This is a genomic window from Pseudoflavonifractor sp. HNCC25GI2 (genome assembly GCF_058136395.1).
On the sequence record NZ_JBYUOW010000010.1, the window covers coordinates 75,329 to 99,489 of the forward strand.

A 24,161-nucleotide genomic window follows, 5' to 3' on the forward strand; every position below is an offset into this window, starting at 1 on the left:
GAGAGGATACCACCACACATATCCATACACTCCTTTCTGGTGCCATAACATTATACTGCCTGTTGGACCAGAAATCCAGCGCTCCCTGTGGTTCGGCGGAAATTTGCGGTTAGGACCAAGCTTATAAAACAAAAAACGTGCAGCTTCCGGGAGGCAGCCAGACCGTACCACGGGGCTGGGGGTCGGGTGTAAGTGCAGGAAGATTGCAGACGCCGGAAAGGGACAGCTCCTTTCCGTTTAGCTGTACGGTGGGAGAGCGCATGGTTTCGGCATGCAGAGTGTAGCGCTTGGCGTCTTTGGGAAGGATGGCGGCAATGGGCTCGGTCAGCGAATTGTTCAGGATCAAATAAACTGTCCCCGGTACTCCGTCTTTGCGGGAGCGGCAGTAGACATGGGCATTTTTCTGGTTCAGCTCCCCGCAGTCATAAACGCTGGTTCCCATCAGCCGGTTCCAGAGCAGGACGGCAAAGTAATTGGGACGGGGCAAAAAGGTGCCGTGCTCCAGGAATCCATAATCGGAGGAGGCTAATGTGTTGTGAAAGATTACGCCATCGGTAATGGTGGAATAGCTGCCCAATTCATTCAAGGTGCGCAGAACATCCAGATAAGTGGACGCCCAGGTATTGCCGCCTCCTCCGGCGTCACCGGACTCAGTGACCCACATGGGTTTGCCGGGGACAAATTGGTCCCGTAAGGCCGCGTGGGCTCTGGCGCAGTCCGGTGCCACTTCCAGATACGCATCGCTGTGAGCCTGCTGGGCAGGCCAGTGTGCGGAGGGCATGACTCCGGCGATCCGCTCAGAGACTCCGTTATAGTAATGGTAGCTGAACACATCCAGAGGAATGCGGGTACCTGCCAACAGCTCCTGGGTGGTGCAGGTCTTGGTGAGCGCGGCGATTCCCGCGCCAAACCCCTTGCTCTCCCCGTTTACGGCCGAGGGGTCGCCGGTGGTACACGGTCCTACCAGAAGGCAATTTGGATAGTTGGTCCGGACCCAGGCATACAGGATGTCCTGATCTCTGGCATAGTCGGCAGCCGTATAACCATTTGGGGCGCCGGACAGTTCCATCATATTGGGTTCATTCATAAATTCAATGGCATCGATGTCCACACCGTGCCGGTGGCTGAACGCAAAGATTTTCTTTGCCTGGGTGAGATCCAGCGGCCCGCCGTCCGGGTGGTCGCCGGCGCAGTTGCTGACGGAGATCAGCAGCTTGGCGCCGACATAGGCGACAAAATTCAAAACCTCGGTCCACTGCGCTCCCGTGAGAACGCTGGCGTAACCATCCGGCGCCTTTCCGCCGGTCACGCCCTCAAAGTCGTAGTAGGTCTTTGTGGCCCACGTGCCGGATACCCGCACCCAGGCCGGACCAAGCTGCTTTGCCAGTTCACGCAGCCGTTTGTTGCTCAGGTCAATGGGGGGATAGCATTCCATCAGCTCCGGCATGGCGGTGAGATTTGCAAAGCCCGTGACAGAAGGAAATTTTTCCGTACCGGTGATTTGTTCGGCGGTATAGGCTTTCCAGAATGTTCCTCCGGTCACCTCCGCCATCTCAATATTGTAGGACACGAGCCGCTCATCCGCTTGGCGGATGATGTGGGACGGCCGGGGGATCAGGGGAATGCACGTTCTGGAGGATTGGGTTGTTCGGTCCATATACTGATGCGCTCCTTTTTTAAAATAAACGGATCTGGTTGTAAACAAGCTGGGGGATTGCTGTGGAACGGGAGAATATACAGTGCGGCGCCTGCAGGGCAAAGGCCCGATGGACGCTGCCCATTTATGCATGGTCGTCCTTCGTCTTCTGATGCTTCAGATAGACGTAGTAGAGGACCGTGGACAGAATGGCCAAACCCACGGAAAGCGCTGCGGAAATCCAAAATGCAGGGGAGGAGGGATTTTGAATGCTGACGCCCATGATGGTGGCCGGGATCATGCCAGGCAGAATGCCCAGAGTTCCGCCCAGAAAATTATGCCAGAAGGGGGTATGGGTGGCGCCCAGGTACATGGTGACAAGATCGCCGGGAAGGCAGCTGATGGCACGCAGGAAGAAGCAGAGAAAGAAGGAATGGTTCTGCTGCTTTTCCATGACGGCCTGAAATTTGGGATATTTCTGGGTCAGCTTGCTGACCTGCCGCAGGCCCAAAGCGCGGCCGATCCAGTAAGGAATGGTCAGAATGATCCATATGCCAATAAGATTAATGACCAGAGCGGCGGGGGCGGGGAAGAGGTAGCCGGCGGCTATTTCCAGAAGGAGCAGGGGGAAGACAACAGTCGCGCTTTTCAGCCCGTAGCACAGAAGCAGCACGCCTGCGGTCAGAAGGGAATTTTGGGGTGTGCAGGTTAAAATTGTGTCCAGGGAGAGGTTGGAACGCAGAGCAAAAACCACGGCAAGCCCCAAAAGGACCACGCCCAGTACACATCCTGCGATATAAAATCGCCGTGGACGACGGTTTCTCATAGCGGACTCCTTGCAGGAAGAGGGACTGCCCCATGGGCAGCCCCTCCGGAAGATGATTTGCGGGTTTTAATGCTGATGCTTGCTCAAGCCAAAGGCTTTGGACAGCTCCATGACGACCACAGGGACCAGAGAAAGGCCAAGGCCCAGCAGATAGGACTGTCCGGGCAGGACAACCAGACCGAAGGCAGTCCGTACCGGGGTGAACAGCACCAGAGCGACAAGCAGGAAGGAGACCAGGCACGCCCAGTTCAGCTTATGGTTGGAAAAGAGGCCGATCCGGAACAGCGAGTGCTCAGAGCGCATGTTGTAGGCCTGCACCACCTGGGACAGGGACAGAACCATAAAGGCGAGGGTCTGGCCGCCGGCCAGGGAACCCACGGCGCGTTCGCCGGAGACAAAGGCGATCAGGGAGAGTACGGCAAACATCACACCCTGAAGGAATACCCGGACGCCAAGCCCATGGGCGAAGATTCCCTCGTCCTTGGGGCGGGGCTTCTGCGCCATGATGTCAGGCTCCACTGCCTCCATGCCCAGGGCGATGGCGGGCATGCTGTCCGTCACCAGGTTAATCCAGAGAAGCTGCATGGACAGCAGCGGCGTTTTGTGCCAGAGGAGCATGGCGGTAAATACGGTGATGACCTCGCCGATGTTGGTTCCCAGCAGGAACCCCACCACCTTGCGGATGTTGGCATAGATGCCCCGGCCTTCCCGGACAGCATCCACGATGGTGGAGAAGTTGTCGTCGGTGAGGGTCATGTCCGCCGCGCCCTTGGCCACGTCCGTGCCGGTGATTCCCATGGCGCAGCCGATGTCAGCCGCCTTCAGGGCAGGCGCATCGTTGACGCCGTCGCCGGTCATGGAGACCACCTGTCCCTTACGCTGCCAGGCTTTTACAATGCGGATCTTGTTTTCCGGAGAGACACGGGCGTAAACGGAGATGTGCTCCACCTCCCGGTCCAGCTGCCCGTCGGTCATGGCGTCCAGCTCGCTGCCGGTAATGGCCTTGTCCCCGGGCTGCAGAATGCCCAGCTCTCTGGCGATGGCCGCGGCGGTTACCACATGGTCGCCGGTGATCATCACCGGCTTGATTCCGGCCATACGGCAGACGTCGACGGCATCCTTTACCTCCGGCCGCGGCGGGTCGATCATGCCCGCCAGACCCATAAAGGTCAGGCCGCATTCCAGATTCTCCGAGGTGGGAGTCTGAGGCAGGGCGTCGATCTCCTTGTAAGCGATGGCCAGGACCCGGAGCGCATCGGAGCTCATTGTGTCCACCATGTTCCGTGCCGACTCCAGATTTCCGGCCACGCACCGGGGCGCCATCATATCAAAGGCACCCTTGACGATGACCGTGTATTTCCCGTCTATCTGGTGGACGGTGGTCATCAGTTTGCGATCTGAGTCAAAGGGCAGCTCTGCCAGGCGGGGATACTGCTTGTCCAGACCCTCCTTGGGCATTCCGTTTTTGTGGGCGGCCAGCACGATGGCTGTCTCGGTGGGGTCGCCAATGTGCTGCTCCTGGCCGTCGTGGAAGACCACCGTGCCGTCACAGCACAGGCTGGCATACCGCAGAAGGGTGCGCACCGGTTCGGAATTTTGGGTGCCGATGGCTTCGGGGGCATCCTGCCCATCCACATATGCCTTCACCAGGGTCATGCGGTTCTGTGTCAGTGTACCGGTCTTGTCAGAGCAGATGACGGAGGCACTGCCCAGAGTTTCCACAGCGGGCAGGCGGCGAATCAACGCATTTTTCTGAACCATGCGCTGTACGCCGATGGAGAGCACCACCGTCACGATGGCGGGCAGACCCTCGGGAATGGCAGAGACGGCCAGGGAAACTGCGGTCATGAAGATTTCCAGAGGCGGAATCCCATTGGCAAGGCCTACCACGAAAATGATGCAGCAGGCGACCAGAGCCAGGATGCCGAGGTATTTGCCCAGCTCGGCCAGCTTTTTCTGCAGCGGAGTCTGGCTGTCGGTCTCGCTGTCCAGCAGGTTGGCGATTCGGCCCATCTCGGTGTCCATGCCGGTGGCGGTCACCACGGCCACGGCGGTTCCGTAGGTGACGGAGCAGCCGGAGAACACCATATTGCTGCGGTCACCAAGAGGAGCGTTCTCCGGTACCACCACCTGAGCGTCCTTCTCAGAGGGCGCGGATTCGCCGGTCAGGGCGGATTCCTCACATTTGAGGCTGACGCTGCGGAGAAGGCGGCTGTCTGCGGGGATGAAATCGCCGGCTTCCAGGCGAATGATGTCCCCCGGGACCAGCTGCGACGCGTCAATTACCGCTTCCTGTCCATCCCGAATGACTCTTGCGTGGGGGGCGGACAGGTTTTTTAGTGCGTCCAGGGCTTTCTCCGCCTTGCTCTCCTGCATGACGCCCATGATGGCGTTGAGTACCACGATCAACAAAATGAGTACCGGCTCAAAAAATTCCTTTGGCTCTCCCTCCACACAGGCGATGGCAAAGGAAACGGCTGCCGCAGCCAGCAGGATGAGAATCATCACGTCCTTGAACTGTGCCAGGAAACGCTGGAAAAAGGATTTTTTCTTTTTCTCCTTCAGCTTGTTTTCACCGAATTGGCTCAGCTTTTCCTGCACCTGCTGAGCATTCAGGCCGCTGGAGGGATTGGTGTTCAGCACCTGTATGGTCTCGGTGGGTGAGAGTTGATGGAATGTCAAGGGAACATCCTCCTTACTGTCGTGTTGTGAGGGCTATTGTAATCGTAAAGTCAGGGAATTTCATTGGGCAAAGCCTCGCTTGCGTTACACTTTTTCTCATCTGTATGCACAGTGTTACGTTTTGGGACACCGGCCTCATTTTGTCCAAAAAGGAAGAGAAACCGCAGGTTGAGAAAAGTCGAATCCTATGGTACACTGATTCCTAATAAGGTAAGAGGCGCCCGCGGAATGGATGGGAAGGCCGGGCGAAGAGGCAGCGAAACGGAGGCAGGATATGGCGGATTCCAACATCACAAAGCATGCGTTGGCGGCGGCTCTGAAGAGCCTGATGGCAGAGCTGCCCTTTGAAAAGATCAATGTGGCGCAGATCTGCGAACGCTGCGAGATGAACCGCAAAAGTTTCTATTACCATTTCAAGGACAAATATGACCTGGTGAATTGGATTTTCGACACAGAATTCATTGCCCTGCTGAAAGACGAACATTTCGGGTCCGACTACGAGGAGCGTTGGGCCTTTGTTGAAAAGACTTGCCAGTATTTTTATCAGAATCATGGATTTTATCGCAAAGCCCTGCAAATTAAGGGGCAGAATTCCTTCAGCGACCACTTCCGGGAGTACATCCGTCCTCTTTTGGCGGAACGTATTTCCACTCTGTTTGGAAAGGAACAGCTGGATGAATTTACTATGAATTTCTTCACGGACGCGGTCATCTGTGCCATGGAGCGGTGGCTACTCACCAAGGAGTGCATGCCGCCGGAACAGTTTTTGGGGAAAATCAAGATGATCACCGAAGAAGGGGCACGTTCCATTTGCCGGGAACTGTCGCAGCGGGAGCAGGAGTCAACCTGACCTTGGACGTTTGAGGAATGTGAAAAGAGAGGGCGTACCGCATGGAATTTGCGGTGCGCCCTTTCTTGCTGCTTATTGGGAAGAGGCCGGCGTAAGTTTCGGATAGGCGCGCTGGATCAGAGGAGTCAGACCCTCTTGAAACAGGTTCCCCAAGGAAGGACAGTCCGGGCGGTCCAGGGCGAACAGTTGGCCATGGCCGTCAAAAAATACACAGCAGGCGTCATCAGAGATGATTTCGTCCAGATTCCGGGTGTCGTAGGACAGCTCCCAGGGCACAGTCTGATAGTACTGTCCATTTCGTGCCTGTATTGCTGCCTGGTGGACCAGCTTCTGTATGTTGGCCGGGCAGTCCGGCTTGGCTGCCAGCACGGTGAACAGAGGGTGCAGCTGCTGGGTTTCGCAAAACAGATCACCGTTGAGAATAAACTGCAGGTCTTGCTGGGAGTAGGGGTAGTAAACGGAGTAGGGCAGGCGGGCGTCTCGCAGCGTGGTGCAGACGTCTTCGGCTGTGCCGCCCCAGCGTACCACCAGCATAAGATGCCGGAGAGGAACGATTTCGTCCAAAACCTCGGCGGTTACATCCTCGGGCCGGCAGAAGAGGAAAAAGGCGCTGTCGGGGTGTTGCTCAATAAGCGGGAGCAGCTCCAGCGGGCTGCCGTGAGACAAAAGCATCCAGCTGTAGATGCCTAGCTGTTCACCCTCCCCAATGGCGCGGTCATACTGGGGAAGATGGGCGGAATACTGGGGGTCCTCCATTTGAAACAGCACCGTCCAGGGGATGTTGAAGCCCATGCGATCCTCGTTCATCCGGATGCGCTGGGCCCCCCAGGTGCAGCTGTTGTACCCCAGATTCATGCCGAATTTCACCAGATGTTCCGTCTCAATGTGACTGACGGCGTCCTCCACCAGCGTGTAATACGCGCTGTCCTCATGCTCCAGCATGGTGCGGGCCGTCTGGAAAAAACGGCTTTGAAAGCGGCCCTCTGAAAAATGCAATGCCATATCCACCAGGTTCCGGATGCTCCGCTTGGGATTTTCCCGAAGACTTTTCAGCGTTTGCCGGACGGTGGTTTCAATTAAAATGCGGGACATGCTGTTTTCCATAGACAGAGCTCCTTCCGAGATGCTGCGTTGTGCTCGATAGGAAAAGCTTAGTGTTCCGCGCCCGCGTGTGCAAGGGACAATTTGCGGATTCTGTCCCAAAAGGTAACGGAGTGGGAGGCGTGTCGCAATTTTTGACTGACCGGTTTTTGTGTCCCGTGACTTTCCACCGCAGTTCTCTATAATGTGGCTTAAACAGCCGGAACAAGGCAGAGAAAGGATGAATATCATGGGCAGCGTGAAAGATAATATGCAGAATTTTGCCATCAATCAGGCATTGAAGTACATTGAGGGGAATCCGGAAGAAAACATTCCGAAGCTGATGTCTCTGGTGGACCTGTTCACGCCGGATGGGTGGTATCAAAGCCAGCGGGATGCCATTCGGCAGGCCATTGAGGAGAAGAACAACTGGTACCAGCTGATTCTGCGGGTCTATGAGCTGGACCCCGGTGTGCGCCGCGCCTTTTTCCAGAATTTCCTGTTTAACGCCAGCTTAAAGGGAAGTGCCACCCAGGAGGAGGTTAAGGACCGGGAGAATTGTAACGTCCCTTGGGCCATCTTGCTGGATCCCACCTCTGCGTGCAATATGCACTGTACCGGCTGCTGGGCGGCGGAATACGGCAATCAGCTCAATCTCAGCTTGGAGACCATCGACTCCATTATCCGCCAGGGCAAGGAGCTGGGTACCTATATGTATATCTACACCGGTGGTGAGCCGCTGGTGCGGAAGGCAGATCTCATCCGGCTGTGTGAGATGCACCCGGACTGCGAGTTCCTGGCCTTCACCAACGGTACCCTCATCGATGAGGCGTTCTGCCAGGAGATGCTGCGGGTCAAGAACTTTGTCCCCGCCATTTCCCTGGAGGGTTTTGAAGAGGCCAACGACTCCCGCCGGGGCAAGGGCGTGTATCAGAAGGTGAAGGGGGCCATGGCCCTCTTAAAGGAGCACAATCTGCCCTTCGGCATTTCCACCTGCTACACCAGCCAGAATTACGCGGATATTACCAGCGAGGCCTTCTTCGACTATATCATCGACAGCGGGGCCCTGTTTGTCTGGTTCTTCCACTATATGCCCGTGGGAAATGCCGCCGCTACGCAGCTGCTTCCCACTCCGGAGCAGCGGAAGGAAGTGTACCACCGCATCCGGGAATTCCGTAAGACCAAGGCTATTTTCTCCATGGACTTCCAGAATGATGCGGAATATGTGGGCGGCTGCATTGCGGGCGGCCGGAACTACCTGCATATCAACGCCAAGGGTGATGTGGAGCCCTGTGTGTTCATTCATTACTCCAACTGCAACATCCATGATACCAGCCTGCTGGACGCCCTCAAGAGCCCGATTTTCATGGCTTACCACGACAACCAGCCATTCAATGAAAATATGCTGCGTCCCTGTCCCATGCTGGAGAATCCCGAGGCGCTGCGGGCCATGGTCAAAGAGACGGGGGCAGTCAGCACGGACTACCAGAGCCCGGAGAGTGTGGATCACCTCTGCGATAAGACCACGCCCTATGCAGAAAACTGGAAGGAGACGGCCGGGGAGCTCTGGAAGGGGTGCGGCAGCTGTACGGCCTGCGGGAAAAAGGGGTAATTGAAATGGCCCCCTATCAGATTTTTACCGATGCAACGGCGGATTGTAATCCTCAATGGCTGGAAGCATTGCCCCACATAGTCATTCTTCCCATGCAGGTAGAGATTGGTGGTCGGGAATATACATACGGCCCTGACGGGACGATCGCCGTGGAGGATTTTTACGCGCTTCAAAAGGCGGGAAACTATGCCACGACCTCACAAATTACACCCGTTCAATATGTTCAGGCCTTTGAACCGGTGCTGCAGGCAGGAAAGGACATTTTGTACCTGAGCTTCTCCTCCGGTATGTCCGGGACGTTCCAGTCGGCTCGGGTGTGCGCGGAGGAGCTGCGTGAACAATACCCGGAGCGTACCATTCTGTGCGTGGACACGCTGTGTGCCTCGGTGGGGGAGGGGTTTTTGGTTTGTGAAGCGGCGCAGAGGCAGGCGGAAGGATATACACTGGAAGAGCTGGCTCTGTGGGTGACCCGGCATCGCCTGGAGGTCTGCCACTGGTTTACGGTGGATGTATTCGATCACTTGCGGCGGGGCGGCCGGGTGTCCGCCGGGACGGCGGTTCTGGGGACGGCTCTGCAAATCAAGCCTCTTCTTCATGTCAATCAAAACGGGGAGCTGGCAGTTGCGGAAAAACCGAGGGGCCGTAAACAGGCCATCAGGGCTCAGCTGACCCAAATGGAGCGGGGCTGGAACCCACAAATGGGAAAACGGGTTGTGGTGGGACATGGAGCTTGCCCGGACGGTGCGCGGGCTCTGCAAGAGGCTGTCCGGGAGCAGTTTCCGGATGCGGAGGTGCTGACGGCGGATATTGGTCCCATCATTGGAGCGCACACCGGGCCTGGTATGCTGGCCCTGATTTACTGGGGAGATACGCGCTGACGGATATAGCCCATGGCTTGACCGTGAGGAAAAACGAAAGAAGTGGATCCCAGAGAGGAAGGCAGAGATTGCTGTCCTCTGTACGGAGAGAAGGGGAGAAAGCGCCAAGAAGAACCCCCGCAGCCGAGTATTCCGGCCTGACCAGTAAAACCACGCTTCCTTCACACGGAGCAAACTGCGGTGCAGCGGTATGGTGGAGGAATCGGGACCAAGATTCCAATAGCAGCAACGCCCACAGCGGAATATTCCGCTGTGGGCGTTGCTGCCTTTGTGTATGGTCCTAATAGCCGTTTGAGCAATTTACCAGGTCACATAGTTCTCACAAAACTGCATGAGCATCACTGCGGCCTGAGCACGGGTGGCCTGGCCCTGGGGGCTGAGGGTGCTGCCGTCGCCGGTGCCGCTGATGATGCCGGCGCCCACAGCCCACTGCATGGCGGGGATGGCGTACTCGGCCACATCCTCCGCATCGGTATAGGAGAGAATGTTGGTGTTCTCGCCCACACTCACATCGTAGCCCTGCTCCTGGGCAAACCGGTACAGCATGGCGGCGAATTGCTCCCGGGTGATGGAGTCGTTGGTGCCGAAGGTTCCGTTTCCATAGCCGCTCACGATGCCCTCGCTGGCTGCCCAGCGGACGGCCTCGGAATACCACTGGCCCTGAGGCACATCCCCAAAGTCCATGGCGTAATCCACCACGGGACTGCCCGCGATGCGCCACAGGATGGTGGCGATCATGGAGCGGCTGGTAGTGGCGTCGGGGGCAAAGGTGGTGGCGCTGGTGCCAGCCATGAGGCCATGCTGATAGACATAGGCCGCGGCATCCTCATACCACGCCCCCTCAGAGACGTCGGTGAAGGGCAGTTCCGCAGAGATTTCCCGGAAAGTGGCCTGGATCTTCACCTGCCCGGCGGGCATTTTGAAGGAGTATTCGCCGTTGCCCTCGTACTTCAGGTCCAGCTCTGTGCCCCGGCTGTCGGTGGCGGTGAGGCTGTCCAGCTCATAGCCCGCGTCTGGGGTGACGGTGAAGCGGAAGGTTTCTCCTGCCTCGGCGGAGCGCTTGCTGGCCGTGACAGTACCACCCTCCACCTTGCCGGGCAGAGAGACGGAGTAGGTGGTGCTGGAGCCGCCGCCGGAGCTGCGGTGGGTCGTGCGGACGGTGCAGGTGGCGGTGATGTTGTCGGGGTAGATATCGTCGGTATAGGTAACCGTGAAGGTGTACTCCTTCTCGGCATTGGGCAGTGCAGCCGTCCAGACGTCAGGCCCGCCGGTGACCGTGATGGAGCTGTCGGAACAGGTCAGGGACAGGTTGTCGGTCTGGGAGGCCAGCGGGCCGCCCACCGTAAGAGTGACGGTGCCGCCGCCGGTGAGAGAGGTCTGGTCCGCCGTCAGGGTCAGAGGTGCAACGACCTCGCTGTGGAAATAGGCGGCCTGCTTCAGAGCATCATAGCTGAGGTCACATTTGCCGGTAAAGGGAGAGCCGGCAATCTCCGCTGCATCAGCCTCGGCCGACCCCAGTTTCACCGCGATCGCGCTCAGGGCCTGGGGCGAGACGGTGAGCATCTTTTCGGCCTCATAGCCGTCTTCGTCATGCTCAAAGAAGAACGCACTCCGGGTGGCCTGGATATTTTCGTCGGTACAGGAGATTTGTCCGCACTGGGCGGTGACGGTGCCGCCCTGGATAACGAGTTGTCCCGCTCCGATGCCGAAGCTGAGCACCACGGAAGTTGGGGTGGCTTCGTCGATGGTGCCCTCCACCGTAATGTCGCCGCCCCGGGCGGTGACGGTGCCGCCTTCCACGAGGATGGAAGAGGCAGATATTCCGGTGCTGCTGGAATCATTTACATCAGCGGCAGGTATGATAAGCTCATTTCCTTCGACGGAGACGGTGCCTCCGGTGATGTGAACGGCGCTTTTGCCGTTCAGCTCCTCCGACCCGGCTTCCGACAGGATACCCATGCTCACCCCTGCGGTTTGGGGAGCCGCCGCAGGCTTGATGGTGAGAGCGCCGCCTTCCACCAGAACGCCTGTGCCACCGTAGAGGCCCACATTTTGCCAGCAGTTGCCAAGGGTAACGGTCACACTGCCGCTTTGGAGCGTGAACCCATCCAGCGGCATAATCCCATAGCTGATGGTTCCCTCCGGCCCGGATGCACCGGCGATCTCCAGGCTTCCGGTGCCGCTGATGGTCAGAGCGCCCTGAACGGCGATCCCGTAAAATTGCTTACCCTCCACGATGGCGCGGCTGCTGATGGAGCTGCTGCCCTCCAGCGCCAGGTTCAGGTCCCCGTTGGTGTAAATGCCGAAGAAGCCCCCATCGCTTTCATAGCACTCTTCGATGACAGCGTTCGTTAAAGTGAGGGTATTGGTGCTCTGCTCGTAGGAGACGCCCTGGGGAAGCACCGCGCCGTCCTCCAGAATGTCCACGCCGTTTACATACAGCACGCCCGTCTGGGTGAGAGTGCCGTTTTCAATGACGACTTTGACATTATCCACTTGTTCCATATACGGAGTACCGGCAATAGTGATATGATTGGTTTCCAGCGCCGCCCTGCCGCCGCGGGCCTTCAAATAGGCCGTGCTGCTGACGGAAAGAGTGCCGGTGACGCTAATCCCATAGTCCTGCCCCCGGGTGGTGACGCGGCCGGATTCCAGCGTCATGCTGTTGGCGGAAATTCCGCTGTCGCTTTGGGAAACAAGGGAGAGCACGGCGCCCCGGACGGTCAGCGCAGCTGCCCGGATGGCGCCGCTGTCAGCGGTGATGTCCAAGCTGCCGGTGCCGGTGATGGTCAGATCTTTCCCGGCATGGATGCCGTAATAAGATGCAGGACTACCCTCTTGCTTATCAATCCGGATGGAGTTGTCGCCCTCCAGCGCCAGGATCAGGTCCGCGTCGGACTGGATGCCATGTTGGCCCGTTACAGCGATCACTGCCTCTTTCAGAGTCAGCGTTTCACCGTCCCATTTGATGTTGTACTGGGATGCGGAGGCGCCTTCCGTGGTCACGGCGCCGGTGTCATCGGTCAGGGCGTAGGCCGGTTCGCCGTCCGGAGCCGCTTTCAGTTCCACGCCGCCCACCATCGCCTTGGGGAACGCCACCGTGTAGCTGGCCGTGACAGCGGCAGTGGATGTCTTTGTGGAGGTTGCCCCCACAGAGGTGCCGGTGATGGTCAGCGTCTCCGAGATTGCTCCTTCGGTGGAGACGTCCTTGGGCTGGACGGTAAAGGTGGCTTTTTCGTTGGGGTTAAGTGTAACCTTCCCATCGGAGAAACCCGTTCTCGGGGTGATGGTGAACTTCTCGCTGGAAGGCAGCTGAACCTCCACGGTGCCGGTGCCGGTGTTGGACACAGTGACCGTCTTTGCTTCCGGCAGAGTCCCACCCGCGGTGAAGCTGCCAAAGTTCAGCGTTCCGGGATCGGCGCTGATGGTATAGGTCAGCTCTGCGGTCACATGATAGCTGGCAGTGACCGTGACACTGGGGTGGGCCGGGGAGGTGATGTCGGTGGGCGTCCCTTGGATGGTCAGCGTCTCCGAGACCGTTTTATCCACAGTGCTGTCCTTGGGCCGGATGGTGAAGGACGCAGTCCCGTTTCCGGCGATGGTGGCGGTATCGCCGGTGAAGCCCGCTCCGGCGGTGATATCGAAGTTCTCATTGCTGGGCAGCTGGATGGTCACTTCGCCGGTGCCGGTATTGGTGATGGTCACCGTCTTGGCCTCCGGCACTTTGCCCGCGACGAAGCTGCCGAAGGCTACCTCGGGGGAGGAAACGGACAGACCATAAGTTACAGGGGTCTCGCCGATGCCCCAGATCTTCTCAGCGTAGTCTTTCCAGCCCTCCGCCGTCCGATAGGTCTGCACGCTGCCCGTCGGGACATAAATGACCTTAAGGGAGGAGCAAGTGTTCAACGACCACGAGTCAAAGGTTGGCGGGGTTGTTGCATTAAGAGTGATCTCGGTAAGACTGGTGCAGTTATAAAAAGCGGATCCATCAATGAATGTGAGCGTACTGGGTAATTGAACAGAGGTGAGGGATGCGCAGCTGGAGAATGTAGAGCTTCTCAGGGTGGTGATCTTCGTCTCCGACAGATCCGCCTCCCTCAGAGCGGACCCGTAGAACGCGCTATACCCGATCGACTCCAGACTGGCCGGAAAATTAATGGAGCTCAGGGCAGCGTTACTATATGCGCTAGCACTGATACGTTTTACCGTGTCCGGCAAGAGCACCGACGTGATCTGATATCTGCCTGTTGAACCGCTGTCTTCGATGATGACACACGGTGTTCCCGAACTATCCGTTATAGTACCGGTGAGATCCAGCGCGGTGGCATCGCCAAACTTATCACCGTTAGACCCGATAATCAGGTTATAGGGGCTTTTTTCTCCGGTACCAGCCTCTTTTTCTGACCTTACGCCCACTCGGAGGCCATTCTGTTCAATATAACCGTAGAGCCTATCCTCCGCGTCGCTTTTTGGATAGTAGATCCACTTTCCAGCGGCCAGTGCCGTGGCGGGCAGCAGCCCGATGCACAGGGCAAGGGCACAGACAATGCTTAATATTCGTTTTTTCATAAAGTTCCTCCTTTTCCAGGCGGCAGGCCGCCCTCATGGTTTACCCTGGGCAGAGAACTTCCGGTATGGGGTCCCCCATACCGGAAGCACCGTGACGCTTTCGTTCGCGTCCTGCCGGGCGCGGCAATGCATACATTTCTTGTTTATAACTGTATCATAAAAAAATTGGTTCCGCTATGCTCCCTTTTGCCCCCTGAAAAGGCCCATTTTATAAAAAATATGTGAGTGTGGAGCGTATTGTTCCGGTGCAAAACGGCATGAGGGCTGAGGGGAGAAACGATGGCTTTCGTTTGCGGTCTGAAGGAAAGAATGTGTCTGTGATCTGAAATTTCTTTATGAAAAGGGAGAGAAACGGTGTTCTTTTCCGGGCATGAATCAAAAAGCGGGACGGGCCCGTTTATGGACCTGTCCCGCTTTGTCGTTGCGCGTTCTACTGTTCGCTGTCACGCACAGTAGAACGGCGGACGAGATTATTGGAGCATATATTTTTTCAGTTCGCTCCGACCGGAGGTGTTCAGCTTGTTCTTGACCTCCGCCAGGTGTCGTTTCACCGTATTGGGGGAGATGTTCATATGTGCGGCAATCTCCCGGCCGGTCCAACCCTGGGCGGTGAGCATGGCCACAGAAAACTCTGTGGTGGTCAGGTTGTCGGCCACATCATGCCCTGTGTCCGGGTTGTGGATACGCCGCCACCCCCAGGAGAAGCGGTACGTCACGTCCAGAATGCGCCGCAGGTCATCCGGCCAGTTTTGTTTGAACACCGATTCCAGCATCCCGCCCATCAAGCCATGATGTTCCCCAAAGCCCTCGATGAGGTCGTCGGGCCGGGCCAGCGTCCAGGCGGAGATCAGATGCGCCTGGGCCTGGGGGAGCTGTTTGAGGCGCATATAGTCCATCACCGCCACCAGATGGAGGTAGATGGCGGAGATGGGGTATGCCTCCGCCCCCATGGCCAGGGAGGCTTCCACCATGCCAGCGCTTTTGGCGTAGTCCTCCTGTAAGTAGAGGTAGTGAGCCTGGAGATACAGGGCGAAGTAGCGCAGGCCCGGAGGGAGCAGGGGGAAAAAGTCCCGGGTGGGGGGCAGGCCCTCCGGCAGGGGCAGATGGAGCAGTACGGCAGCCCCGGCAGCGACAAAGGATACCGCTGCCCGTACATTCGGAGAAAGATGCTCCACCTCTGCCAGGGTGTCCTGTACGGCTTTCAGGGCGCGGCGGGATTTCCGGATCTGGCCGGTGGTGAGATTGGCATAGCCATAGAGCCAGCAGGCGGAAAGCCGCAGATTCAGGTCCGGGCTGTCCAGATAGGGATCCGCCGCCTGAGCAGCCTGTTCCGCCTGGGCACTGAAATAGTAATATTCTGCCCAGGCGATGTCCTTTTGTGGGCCGTCAGTCATGGCCTCCACAGCCTTGCGGCACTGCCCAGGCCGGAAAGGGGTGTTCATCAGGGGCATCATGGTGAACGCTTCCACCGGATCGGTCTGAACAGACGGTGAGATGTTTGGTTCCTTTTTCTTTCGGCGCAGGTCCTCCGGCTTGTCCGCGTCGGCGGGGATGGCCCAGGTACCGCCGAATTTTTGTGCCCCCGGGACACGGCCCTCAGTACAGAATTTTTGCACCAGGCGGAGGGAGATGTTCCACTTCTCCGCCGCTTCCCGTACGGTGATGTAGTCCATAGGCGCCTCCACAATTATTTTGTTATATTTATTATAAAAGATTGACTGGCAAAGGGTCAAGGAGGACGGGGCGCTGGCTCAAAATTAGAGAGGAACCGAACCGTGGAGCGGCGCTGCCATGCGGATGAGGCTCTGCGCTTTTCTGGCTGACAGGTAAATCTCGTCACAACGCCCCCGAAACCAGCGGTTCAGGGGCGTTGTTGTTCGTTGAATTATTTTTGTGGACCGGCGGTGTGGTGCATGGACAGGGGTTTTACATTGAAGTTGGAGCGGTATTCCGTCTCATGCCAGTATAGGTCCTCAGCCACCAGACACTCAGGGTTCAGTTCTACGCCGTCCAGGATGATTTCCTTGAACTTCTTGTAGCCGGCCCGGTCAATGAGGTGGCCGCCGTGGAGGTACTCGGGCTTGTAATCCATGACCCAGGCGGAGAACTTCTGCCAGTTTTTCAGAACACCCAGGATTACGTCCTCCGTGGCCCAGTTAAGGAACATTTTGCCGGTGCGGGGGGTCTGCCGGCCCGTGCGGCCGCCCAGGATGACCCGGTAGAACTTGGTTTCCTGGCGGGTCCAGGCACTGGTGGGGCAGACGCGGACGCACTCGCCGCAGCCCACGCAGCAGCAGGCGTCTTTTTCCACTTTGCCGATGGCTGGATTGGCGGACAGGACCCGGGTGGCTCCGTTCTGACAGGCCCGCACGCAGGCGCCGCAGGCGATGCAGCGCTCGGGGTGATACGTCATGCGTGCCACGCCGATGATGCCGAAGTCGCACATGTGGGCCTTGTTGCAGTCATTGGGGCAGCCGGCAATGTTGATTTTGATGTGGTAGTGGCTGGGGAAAATGATGGGTTCGATCTTCCGAGCCAGCTCAAAGGTGTTGCAGTTGCCGCAGATGCAGTGGTAGTTGCCGATGCAGGCGGTGATGTTGCGGGCGCCGATGGTGGGGTAGCCCTCCGAGGGATCCCAGGGGTGAGGCTCGTGGGCGATGGTATCCATGTCCACGTTGCACAGCTCAGCGTCTACCTCCTTGATGTATGACTCCAGATAGGCGTTGACCGCCGGGATATTTTCGTAGGGGATGCCGGGAATGTCAAAGTTCTGCCGGGTGCCCATATGGAAGGTGCCGTCGCCCCAGGTCTTGGCGATGTGCTCCACATAGCTGAGGTATTTGGCGTCCACCGTGCCGCCGGGCACACGCATCTGCAGCATGAATTCTCCGGGCACCTTGGACTGCCGGTAGCAGTTCAGTCGGACCTTCTTGATGTTGATGTCCTGATTCATCCTCTGGCCCCTCCTTTCTCAGTCCACCAGGTCCCGGGCCACCGTATAGGGGAACACCGGGCCATCGAGACAGACGTATACCTCATCAATGCGGCAGTGGCCGCACTTGCCCACTGCGCAGGACATTTTGCGCTCGAAGCTCATCCAGACCTTTTCCGGATCCACGCCATGGTCCATGAGGGCCAGACCGGTAAATTTCATCATGGGCGGGGGTCCTACCACCACCACCGCATAGTCGCCGCCGAAGGAGTCGATGGGGAGTTCCGGCACAAAAGCGGTGACCATGCCTGTACGCCAGCCCTCCAGGGTGCCGTTGTCCAGGGTGTAAATGGTAGAAAAGTGGTTCTTCCACTCTTCCAGCTCCTTGTGGAACACGATGCCGTCTGCGTTTTTGAAGCCGCAGATCAGGTGGACCGACCGGGCATAGCCGGGAGTCTCGGCCAGCATGTTGAGCATGGAACGGACGGGAGCCAGGCCGGTGCCGCCGGTGATGACCACCAGATGCTTGTCCCGGAACTGCTCCACGGGCCAGCCTTTTCCGTAGGGGCCCCGCAGGAACAGGGTGTCTCCGGCCTCCTTCTGGAAGATGACGTTGGTGACCTTGCCCACGGAACGGATGGTAAATTCCAGCCATCCATCCCCCTGGGCAGAGACGGAGATGGGGGCCTCGCCGATCATGGGGATGGACAGCTGCATGAATTGACCATGGGCGGGTTTGGCGTCAGTCGCAACCCGGAAGGTCCACTCGTGACGGCTTTCTTTCTTGACGCTCAGGATCGTACAGGCCTGAGGCTGAACAGGGTTCATCATCGCGCAGACCTCCTTTACTGGCTGGCCATGGAAGCTTTGATTTCTTCCACAGCAGCGGACATTTTGTTGACGGTGGCAGAAATGGAGATCAATTCGGGACAGCGATGGGTGCAGCGGCCGCAGCCCACGCACATGTGCTCCTCACCGAACCGGGCCTTGTAGTCATGGAACTTGTGGAGCACCTTGTAGCGCATGCGGTCAGCGGCGGTGGAGCGGAACTCACGCTGACCGGCCATCTGATCGAAGCCGGAAATCTGACAGGAGGCAGTTACCCGGCGGCGTTCGCCCACCTCAGGGTTGTCACCGTAGATGACGTCCCGGGTAGTAAAGCAGGTGCAGGTGGAGCAAGCCACGGTGCAGGCGCCGCAGGAGATGCAGCGGCTGTTGTACTCCTGCCACATGGGATGGGACTTGAGAGCCATGCGAACCGCCTTGTCGCTGAGATCAGGAACGGTGACCTTCAGCTCATTTTTTTTTACAAAGGTATGGATGTACTCAGCCTGTGGCATGTCCTGAAAGTAGGGGGAGAGGGATTCGTCGGCCACCTGAACCAGGAGCCCGTCAGCGGAGAATTTCAGGGCCAGGGCATAATCGTCGGTGCAGTTGGTGCCCATGGATACGCAGAAACAGGTGTCATCGCCGCCGTTGCAGTCCATGACAGCGAACTTCACCAGCTCCCGTACCCGGGTGTAGTACAGATCATCATAACCGCCGTTTCCGGCGTAGATGCGGGCCTGAATCCGTTGGGCGTTGATGTCACAGGGGCGGGCCAGCAGCAAAATGGGTTTGGTTTTGGCCTTGCTGGCGCGATATTCGTCTTCGGTAAAATAAAAAATGGCTTGCTGGATGGGAGTGATGACTTCTTTGGCAGGGTAATCGGACTTGGTGTCCCATACAATGTCGGCAAAGGAATCCACTTCCGCATACCGGATAATGTCGGTGTCGGAGTAGCGCCCCTGTTTGGGAAACCGCTTCGGTGCGTAGACACGGTAGTCTTTTTTCAGTGCACGAAGCACGGCGTCCGCCTGGGAGACGGAGAGAGAAAAGCCCATGTTCAGTACCTCCCTAATATAGTTTGCCACAGAAAACCGTCCGCCCCGGAACTGCTCCGCGAGGGAAAGCGGGACTTCTGTCAGTTCCGCAGAAAATTTCCATATAGCTGGTATCAGTATACCATGAATTGTGCAGTTTGAATAGTAAGACCGAAGAAAATATCAAAAAAGTGTGGAGTATTACAATGGCGTTCGCGGAAGAACGCTGCAGGACAGAAAAGAACTCCGTGAAACCTTAGGCTTCACGGAGTTCTCGAATGGGTCTGATTGGATTTGAACCGGCGGCGTCCACAGCTCTAAAATTGGGGCGCGGGAAACAAAATAAACCGCTTACGTTACGGGTGGATCTTCAGATTGTGGAGCATTTTGATAAACTCCGGGTTATTGTGATCCACAATGCTGCTGTGTCCCATATCCAGAGCATCAATTTTTTCCATTTCATCTTTGGTGAGAGAAAAGTCCCAGACATCAAAGTTCTGCTCCATGCGATCCCTGTGAACGGTCTTGGGGATGACGACCACGCTGCGCTGAATATTCCACCGAAGGGCCACCTGAGCGGCAGTCTTGCCGTGGGCACGGCCAATCTCTGTCAGAACGGGATTGGTAAAGATACCGAACTGTCCTTCCGCGAAGGGCCCCCAGGCCTCAGGGATTACGCCATAATCCGACATAATCTTCATGGTTTCCTTTTGGTGAAAAAAGGGATGAATCTCTACCTGATTGACCGACGGTTGCATCTCCACCGATTCACAGAGGTCCAACAGCCGGGCAGCATGGAAGTTGCACACACCAATGGCCCGCAGCTTGCCCTCCCGGTAAGCTTCCTCCATTGCCCGCCAGGCTCCGATATAATCTCCCACCGGCTGATGGATCAAATATAGATCCAGATAATCCAGGTTCAGGTTGTCCAGAGAGGTCTGGATAGCATTCTTGGCCGCTTCGTAATTTGTGTCCTGGACCCACAGCTTGGTGGTGATGAACAACTCTTCCCGGGGAACCCTGCATTTGGCAATGGCGGCACCCACAGCCTGCTCGTTCATGTAGGCCGCCGCTGTGTCAATGAGGCGGTAACCGACATCAATGGCGTCCAGGACTGCCTGCTCACACTGCACCGGGTCCGGCACCTGAAATACGCCGAAGCCCTCCAACGGCATCTTCACACCGTTATTCAAAGTCACATAGTCCATACCGCATCCTCCATTCGTAAATTGCATGCTTCCTGTTTCTGAATTGATTGTAACGGCGTGATTAAGAAAAGTACAGAACCGATCCCATATAGTAGTATTCGTTAATTAAATACTGGGTTGGCGGATATAGATTGCTCTGCTATAATGGTGAAAAAGGAGGGAGAGGATCATGATAGAACTGGAGCAGCTGAGGCAGCTGGTGGCTTTTGCTCAGTACGGCACCCTGTCCAGGGCAGCGGAGGACCTGCATATTTCCCAGCCATCTCTGAGCCGGACGATGCAAGCGCTGGAAGAAGAATTACAGGCGAACCTCTTTGTCCGAAAGAAAAATCGGATTGTCTTGAATGAGACGGGGCAGGTAGCCGTGGAACAGGCCAAACAGGTGCTCTCAGCCGCAAAAGAACTGACAGAGCGGGTGCGGCTGGCTGAGCGTTCCAGACAGAGTGTTTCGCTGGGCTCCTGTGCCCCGGTTCCAATTCAGGATCTGAAACCGCTGCTGAAAGAATTATACGAGAGCGTGTCCGTTTCCGCCGAGTTAAACGACTCGGATGATGCTCTGGTGGAGGGCCTTCGGCAGGGGCGGTATCAGATTGTAGTCACCCATCAGGCGCCGCTACGGGTCGAGGGGATTTTTTGCTTTCCCTACCGGGAGGAGCACCTCAGCCTGCTGGTGCCGGTAGGCCACCCTTTGGCCAAGCTTCCGGTGATCCGGGCTGCTGATTTGGCACACCAAAACCTTCTGCTCTATTCAGAAATCGGGTTCTGGACCAAAATATGCCGGGAAAAGCTGCCCGAGGCCCATTTTCTCTTCATGAACGAGTGGGATGCCTTTGGAGAACTGGTAGGGCTGGGCGCCTTCCCCTGTTTTGTAACGGATGCCTTTGATGCCGGACAGCAGGCGGAGGGCAAAGTGGTGATTCCGATTGCTGACGAGGACTTCCAGACGGCCTATTATTTTCTCTGTCTGGAAAAGGACCGGGAGAAATTCGGGGAACTCATCAGCCGACTCCAGGAAAAGAAATTTCAGACGGAGCCTCTTTAGAATGGTTTACAGCTTATAAATTGGGCCAGTGAAAGCTAAGAGAGAGCTTTTGTTCCCGGAAATTAAGAAACTTTAAGAGAATATTTATGAGCTTCCTCCATTCCCTGTGATATAATCTCAAAACTGAATTGAGAGATAGCCAGGGGGCAGGACATGAAACGTATTATCACAAACGGAATTACCAATCTGGAGCCGCTGCAAGGCAGCAGCGAATGGTACTGGGGTGCCGACTATGCCAGCAACGATTTATATGAGGCGGAAGAGCTGTTCCGCAGCGGACATCCCATTGAGAAAAACCGGCTTGTCCTGGTCCACTGCCCGGAGGGCACGGTCTATGAGCCGGTACGCACAAAGTCGGGGCAATATCTTGGAAGACCGGTGTATCACAACGGGCGGGTAGTACTGCTGATGGTAGATTTTCCAAAGGAAGAGATTCGTATTCTGACCTTCCATGAAACAGAGGAATCCACTGAGCCGCTGGCGGTGTTGCCTCTCTCTATCGTGGCGGACTGCTATAATCTCATGCTGGAGGCATCACCGCTTATGCTGACCCGGTCAGCCCATGACAATCAGTTTCAGATTATCTGGCCGGAACGCAGGGACTTTGCCATAGAGGACCATGAGTTTTTTGAGTATCTGGAAGGAAACAGGCTGTATACTTCGGTTTGGTATGAGGACCCGGACTACCGAGAGGAGCTTCTGGTGCGGGATTATGATACCGGGGAACTGCTGGAACGGATACCGGGAAGTTTCCGTCAAATGCCGGACGGCCAGAAGTGGCTGTTGGTGTGAGGAGCCGGAAAGCGAGGACATTGAACTATGAAATGTTTGGATTGTGGCGCTGAGATGGAGCGTGGCACAGCGGAGTGCGTTGGCGCTGGTTTTGAGAGTTGGTATGAGTTTACTCCAGAGACAGAGAAGGCGAAAAAAGGAATTGCGGGATTTCTCACCCGGCAGACCATTACCATTCCCTCTACCCTGGCGGAGCACCCCGCATGGCATTGTCCCAGGTGCAGAAAAGTTTTGATGTGGGTAGACAGTAAGGAATAAACGCGGAGCAAAACGGAGGCAAAGGATGGAGCAAATATTTAAAAAATGGTATCCTTATGATAACCTGGACACGATGTACGATGTGGACGATATATGGATGAGGCCGGATGGATACACCTTGATTTTGCTGCCGGATGGGAAATACAAAGAGGAACTGGAAGGGCAGCGACTGATGCTCACCTGGGAATCCATCGTCAGCTATCAACTGTCCGGGAAACGTTACCGGGAAGATCTCTGGATCTCCGATCCTAAGCAGGCATGGTCTTTCTGGAAAAGTACAGACTCTGCATATTTGAATACGCTCCGAGAACGCAGCGCCCTGCTTCCTGAGAGCACTATCCACTGGCTGTTTGTGGGGACCAATCTTGTTGTAGATGTAATTGCAGCGCAGCCGCCTAAGGTCACCGTGATCGCGCCCAGTGCTGGAATTGCTAAGGCACACCGCAAGGAGTTTGAGTTCCAAGGGTGCGTGGAGGTGCCCATGGAGCTTTCAGAGGACCAGTTCCTGGACCGGTTCCTGATGTTCATCGAGGAGAACGGCTGGAGCTTCGGTGGTGGTGTGCGAACCATCGTAGACGGCTGCTATATCAACGAGGACGGCACTCCGGGAAAGCCGGTTTGGCCGGAAGAAGACAAGTGAGGGATACCCTGTAAAATAACGAAAAGAAAGGACGATGAAAGGGTGGCACTTGATATATATGCAGCCAAAGACCTTAACCATGCGTTTGAGATTGCGTCGGTGAGGCCCAGAAAAACGATGAAACATCACGTGGTATCAGAACCGGAAGGAATAGGCGACTTCCTGTACGATATCAGAAACGAACTCACAAACTATACATGCTATTATCAATTCGATCCATACATGGAGATCCAACTGGAAGCGGACCAGGTTCCGGTAATCAAGACTTTTTCGCAATCCATCGTCAAGTGGCTTGAGGAACATGGCACAGAAGAAAACCGTGTAATTCAGCAATATGGCCTGTCCTTCCCGAAGATCCGGCGTTTTGCGGACGAATTGGGTCATGTATGTGATGTGGCCATGGAGCATGGATACGGATTGTCCGGCCTGGGAGACTAAACAGGCTAGAAGGAAGATGTATATGACAAATCTGCTATACAGCTTAATGCTGTTCAATGAGCGACAGGAAGGCTTTTTCATCGGCCTGTTCGAATCCGCTGAAAAGGCCCGGCAAGTGGCGGAACACTACTTATCTGCTCTCCTAGGATTCCGTGATTACCCCTGTACCTATGAGATCACAGAAAAGTTGGTGGTTGGTACAATCGGCCAATCCCAGAAAGTCCATATGATTTGGGGCTGGGACGAGGACGCAGAAGGGGATGAGACAGATGTCTGGAGCAGCGCCTGTTATGCGGATTTCTCAGAAGCCCAGGGGGCTATGGATGCAACCAGGCGGCGTATGAACAAGCAGGAGTGGAGCTTGGATACCTACCTCATTGGTCAATGCCATTGGACAGAGGGCTTTGCGCGGATCTTTGGCTCGGAGCAAGAATGATTTGACTCACCAGTGAACATATCAGAGCGTTTGGGAAGCTGGCAGAGGCTCGGGGACTGTTTCTTCTGCCTTAGTTGAAAACTGGGGCGTGTGTGCCTTGCACATTTTGGAAGATACAGAGTTTGCCCATGAAGTGTTATTCTGCAGCAGAAGACTAGATTTCACTCAAAACCTGCTGTGCAGAAAACGAAAAGACGGGTAGTCCTTATGGAAAGGAGTGCCCGTCAAGTAGTCAAATAAGAAAATGCCGCAGTTTCCACTGCGGCATTTTCCATAAATGGTGGACCTAATCGGGATCGAACCGACGACCTTACGGATGCGAACCGTACGCTCTCGCAAGGTGGTAAGTTTTCTGCCAACGGACTGCGGTGTGTGGTTTGGAAAAGAGCTGACTATTCTAACAGACTCCCTTTTTCAGTA

General features: G+C 56.4%; 19 protein-coding genes. 9 read left to right on the forward strand and 10 right to left on the reverse strand.

The window, feature by feature from the left end; genetic code table 11:
• Nucleotides 1-121 precede the first annotated feature (121 nt).
• From AC3YUO_RS11495 to AC3YUO_RS11505, 3 genes are all read right to left on the reverse strand, one after another.
• Complete coding sequence (locus AC3YUO_RS11495; RefSeq protein ID WP_489963177.1) at nt 122-1,657, reverse strand: glycosyl hydrolase family 79 N-terminal domain-containing protein; 1,536 nt, start codon at nt 1,655-1,657, stop codon at nt 122-124.
• 124 nt (nt 1,658-1,781) lie between these two features.
• Nucleotides 1,782-2,462, reverse strand: a complete 681-nt coding sequence (locus tag AC3YUO_RS11500) for a TVP38/TMEM64 family protein (RefSeq protein ID WP_489963178.1) — start codon at nt 2,460-2,462, stop codon at nt 1,782-1,784.
• Between the two features lie 66 nt (nt 2,463-2,528).
• Complete coding sequence (locus AC3YUO_RS11505; protein ID WP_489963179.1) at nt 2,529-5,144, reverse strand: calcium-translocating P-type ATPase, PMCA-type; 2,616 nt, start codon at nt 5,142-5,144, stop codon at nt 2,529-2,531.
• Between the two features lie 274 nt (nt 5,145-5,418).
• Between AC3YUO_RS11505 and AC3YUO_RS11510 the strand changes: the two genes are divergently transcribed.
• Complete coding sequence (locus tag AC3YUO_RS11510; protein WP_489963180.1) at nt 5,419-5,994, forward strand: TetR/AcrR family transcriptional regulator C-terminal domain-containing protein; 576 nt, start codon at nt 5,419-5,421, stop codon at nt 5,992-5,994.
• A gap of 72 nt (nt 5,995-6,066) precedes the next feature.
• Here the strand turns inward: AC3YUO_RS11510 and AC3YUO_RS11515 are convergent, their stop codons facing one another.
• Entirely contained in the window at nt 6,067-7,098 is a 1,032-nt protein-coding gene (locus AC3YUO_RS11515; RefSeq protein ID WP_489963181.1) for a hypothetical protein, read from the reverse strand.
• Nucleotides 7,099-7,324: 226 nt separating this feature from the next.
• Between AC3YUO_RS11515 and AC3YUO_RS11520 the strand changes: the two genes are divergently transcribed.
• Both AC3YUO_RS11520 and AC3YUO_RS11525 read left to right on the forward strand, forming a co-directional pair.
• Nucleotides 7,325-8,686 carry a radical SAM/SPASM domain-containing protein gene (locus AC3YUO_RS11520; protein WP_489963182.1) on the forward strand — a complete coding sequence of 454 codons (1,362 nt, stop codon included), beginning with the start codon at nt 7,325-7,327 and terminating at the stop codon, nt 8,684-8,686.
• A complete protein-coding gene (locus AC3YUO_RS11525) occupies nt 8,650-9,564 on the forward strand; it encodes a DegV family protein (RefSeq protein WP_489963183.1) in 915 nt (304 codons plus the stop codon). The genes AC3YUO_RS11520 and AC3YUO_RS11525 overlap by 37 nt, the downstream gene beginning before the upstream one ends.
• Nucleotides 9,565-9,864: 300 nt before the next feature.
• Here AC3YUO_RS11525 and AC3YUO_RS11530 read toward each other — a convergent pair whose 3' ends face one another.
• The 6 genes from AC3YUO_RS11530 to AC3YUO_RS11555 form a co-directional block, all read right to left on the reverse strand.
• Nucleotides 9,865-14,133 (reverse strand): S-layer homology domain-containing protein, encoded by a 4,269-nt coding sequence (locus AC3YUO_RS11530; RefSeq protein ID WP_489963185.1) that lies wholly within the window; start codon nt 14,131-14,133, stop codon nt 9,865-9,867.
• Between the two features lie 470 nt (nt 14,134-14,603).
• Nucleotides 14,604-15,806, reverse strand: coding sequence for a LuxR C-terminal-related transcriptional regulator (locus AC3YUO_RS11535; protein ID WP_489963186.1), 1,203 nt, complete (start codon nt 15,804-15,806; stop codon nt 14,604-14,606).
• Between the two features lie 212 nt (nt 15,807-16,018).
• Nucleotides 16,019-17,086 (reverse strand): sulfite reductase subunit C, encoded by a 1,068-nt coding sequence (gene asrC, locus AC3YUO_RS11540; RefSeq protein ID WP_489963187.1) that lies wholly within the window; start codon nt 17,084-17,086, stop codon nt 16,019-16,021.
• Between the two features lie 18 nt (nt 17,087-17,104).
• Nucleotides 17,105-17,896 carry an anaerobic sulfite reductase subunit AsrB gene (gene asrB / locus AC3YUO_RS11545; protein ID WP_489963188.1) on the reverse strand — a complete coding sequence of 264 codons (792 nt, stop codon included), beginning with the start codon at nt 17,894-17,896 and terminating at the stop codon, nt 17,105-17,107.
• Between the two features lie 14 nt (nt 17,897-17,910).
• Nucleotides 17,911-18,948 (reverse strand): anaerobic sulfite reductase subunit AsrA, encoded by a 1,038-nt coding sequence (asrA, locus tag AC3YUO_RS11550; RefSeq protein ID WP_489963198.1) that lies wholly within the window; start codon nt 18,946-18,948, stop codon nt 17,911-17,913.
• 335 nt (nt 18,949-19,283) lie between these two features.
• Nucleotides 19,284-20,135, reverse strand: coding sequence for an aldo/keto reductase (locus AC3YUO_RS11555; RefSeq protein WP_489963189.1), 852 nt, complete (start codon nt 20,133-20,135; stop codon nt 19,284-19,286).
• 169 nt (nt 20,136-20,304) lie between these two features.
• Between AC3YUO_RS11555 and AC3YUO_RS11560 the strand changes: the two genes are divergently transcribed.
• From AC3YUO_RS11560 to AC3YUO_RS11585, 6 genes are all read left to right on the forward strand, one after another.
• Nucleotides 20,305-21,177: a LysR family transcriptional regulator gene (locus AC3YUO_RS11560; RefSeq protein WP_489963190.1), complete on the forward strand. Its 873-nt coding sequence runs from the start codon at nt 20,305-20,307 to the stop codon at nt 21,175-21,177.
• A 153-nt stretch (nt 21,178-21,330) separates the two neighbouring features.
• On the forward strand, nt 21,331-21,969 hold the full coding sequence (locus AC3YUO_RS11565; protein ID WP_489963191.1) for a hypothetical protein: 639 nt from the start codon (nt 21,331-21,333) through the stop codon (nt 21,967-21,969).
• 27 nt (nt 21,970-21,996) lie between these two features.
• The gene (locus AC3YUO_RS11570; protein WP_489963192.1) at nt 21,997-22,227 is read left to right on the forward strand and encodes a PF20097 family protein; all 231 of its coding nucleotides are present in this window, start codon (nt 21,997-21,999) and stop codon (nt 22,225-22,227) included.
• 25 nt (nt 22,228-22,252) lie between these two features.
• Nucleotides 22,253-22,867 (forward strand): hypothetical protein, encoded by a 615-nt coding sequence (locus tag AC3YUO_RS11575; RefSeq protein WP_489963193.1) that lies wholly within the window; start codon nt 22,253-22,255, stop codon nt 22,865-22,867.
• Nucleotides 22,868-22,909: 42 nt separating this feature from the next.
• Nucleotides 22,910-23,305, forward strand: coding sequence for a hypothetical protein (locus AC3YUO_RS11580; RefSeq protein ID WP_489963195.1), 396 nt, complete (start codon nt 22,910-22,912; stop codon nt 23,303-23,305).
• Nucleotides 23,306-23,327: 22 nt separating this feature from the next.
• The gene (locus tag AC3YUO_RS11585; protein WP_489963196.1) at nt 23,328-23,741 is read left to right on the forward strand and encodes a hypothetical protein; all 414 of its coding nucleotides are present in this window, start codon (nt 23,328-23,330) and stop codon (nt 23,739-23,741) included.
• Nucleotides 23,742-24,161 lie beyond the last annotated feature (420 nt).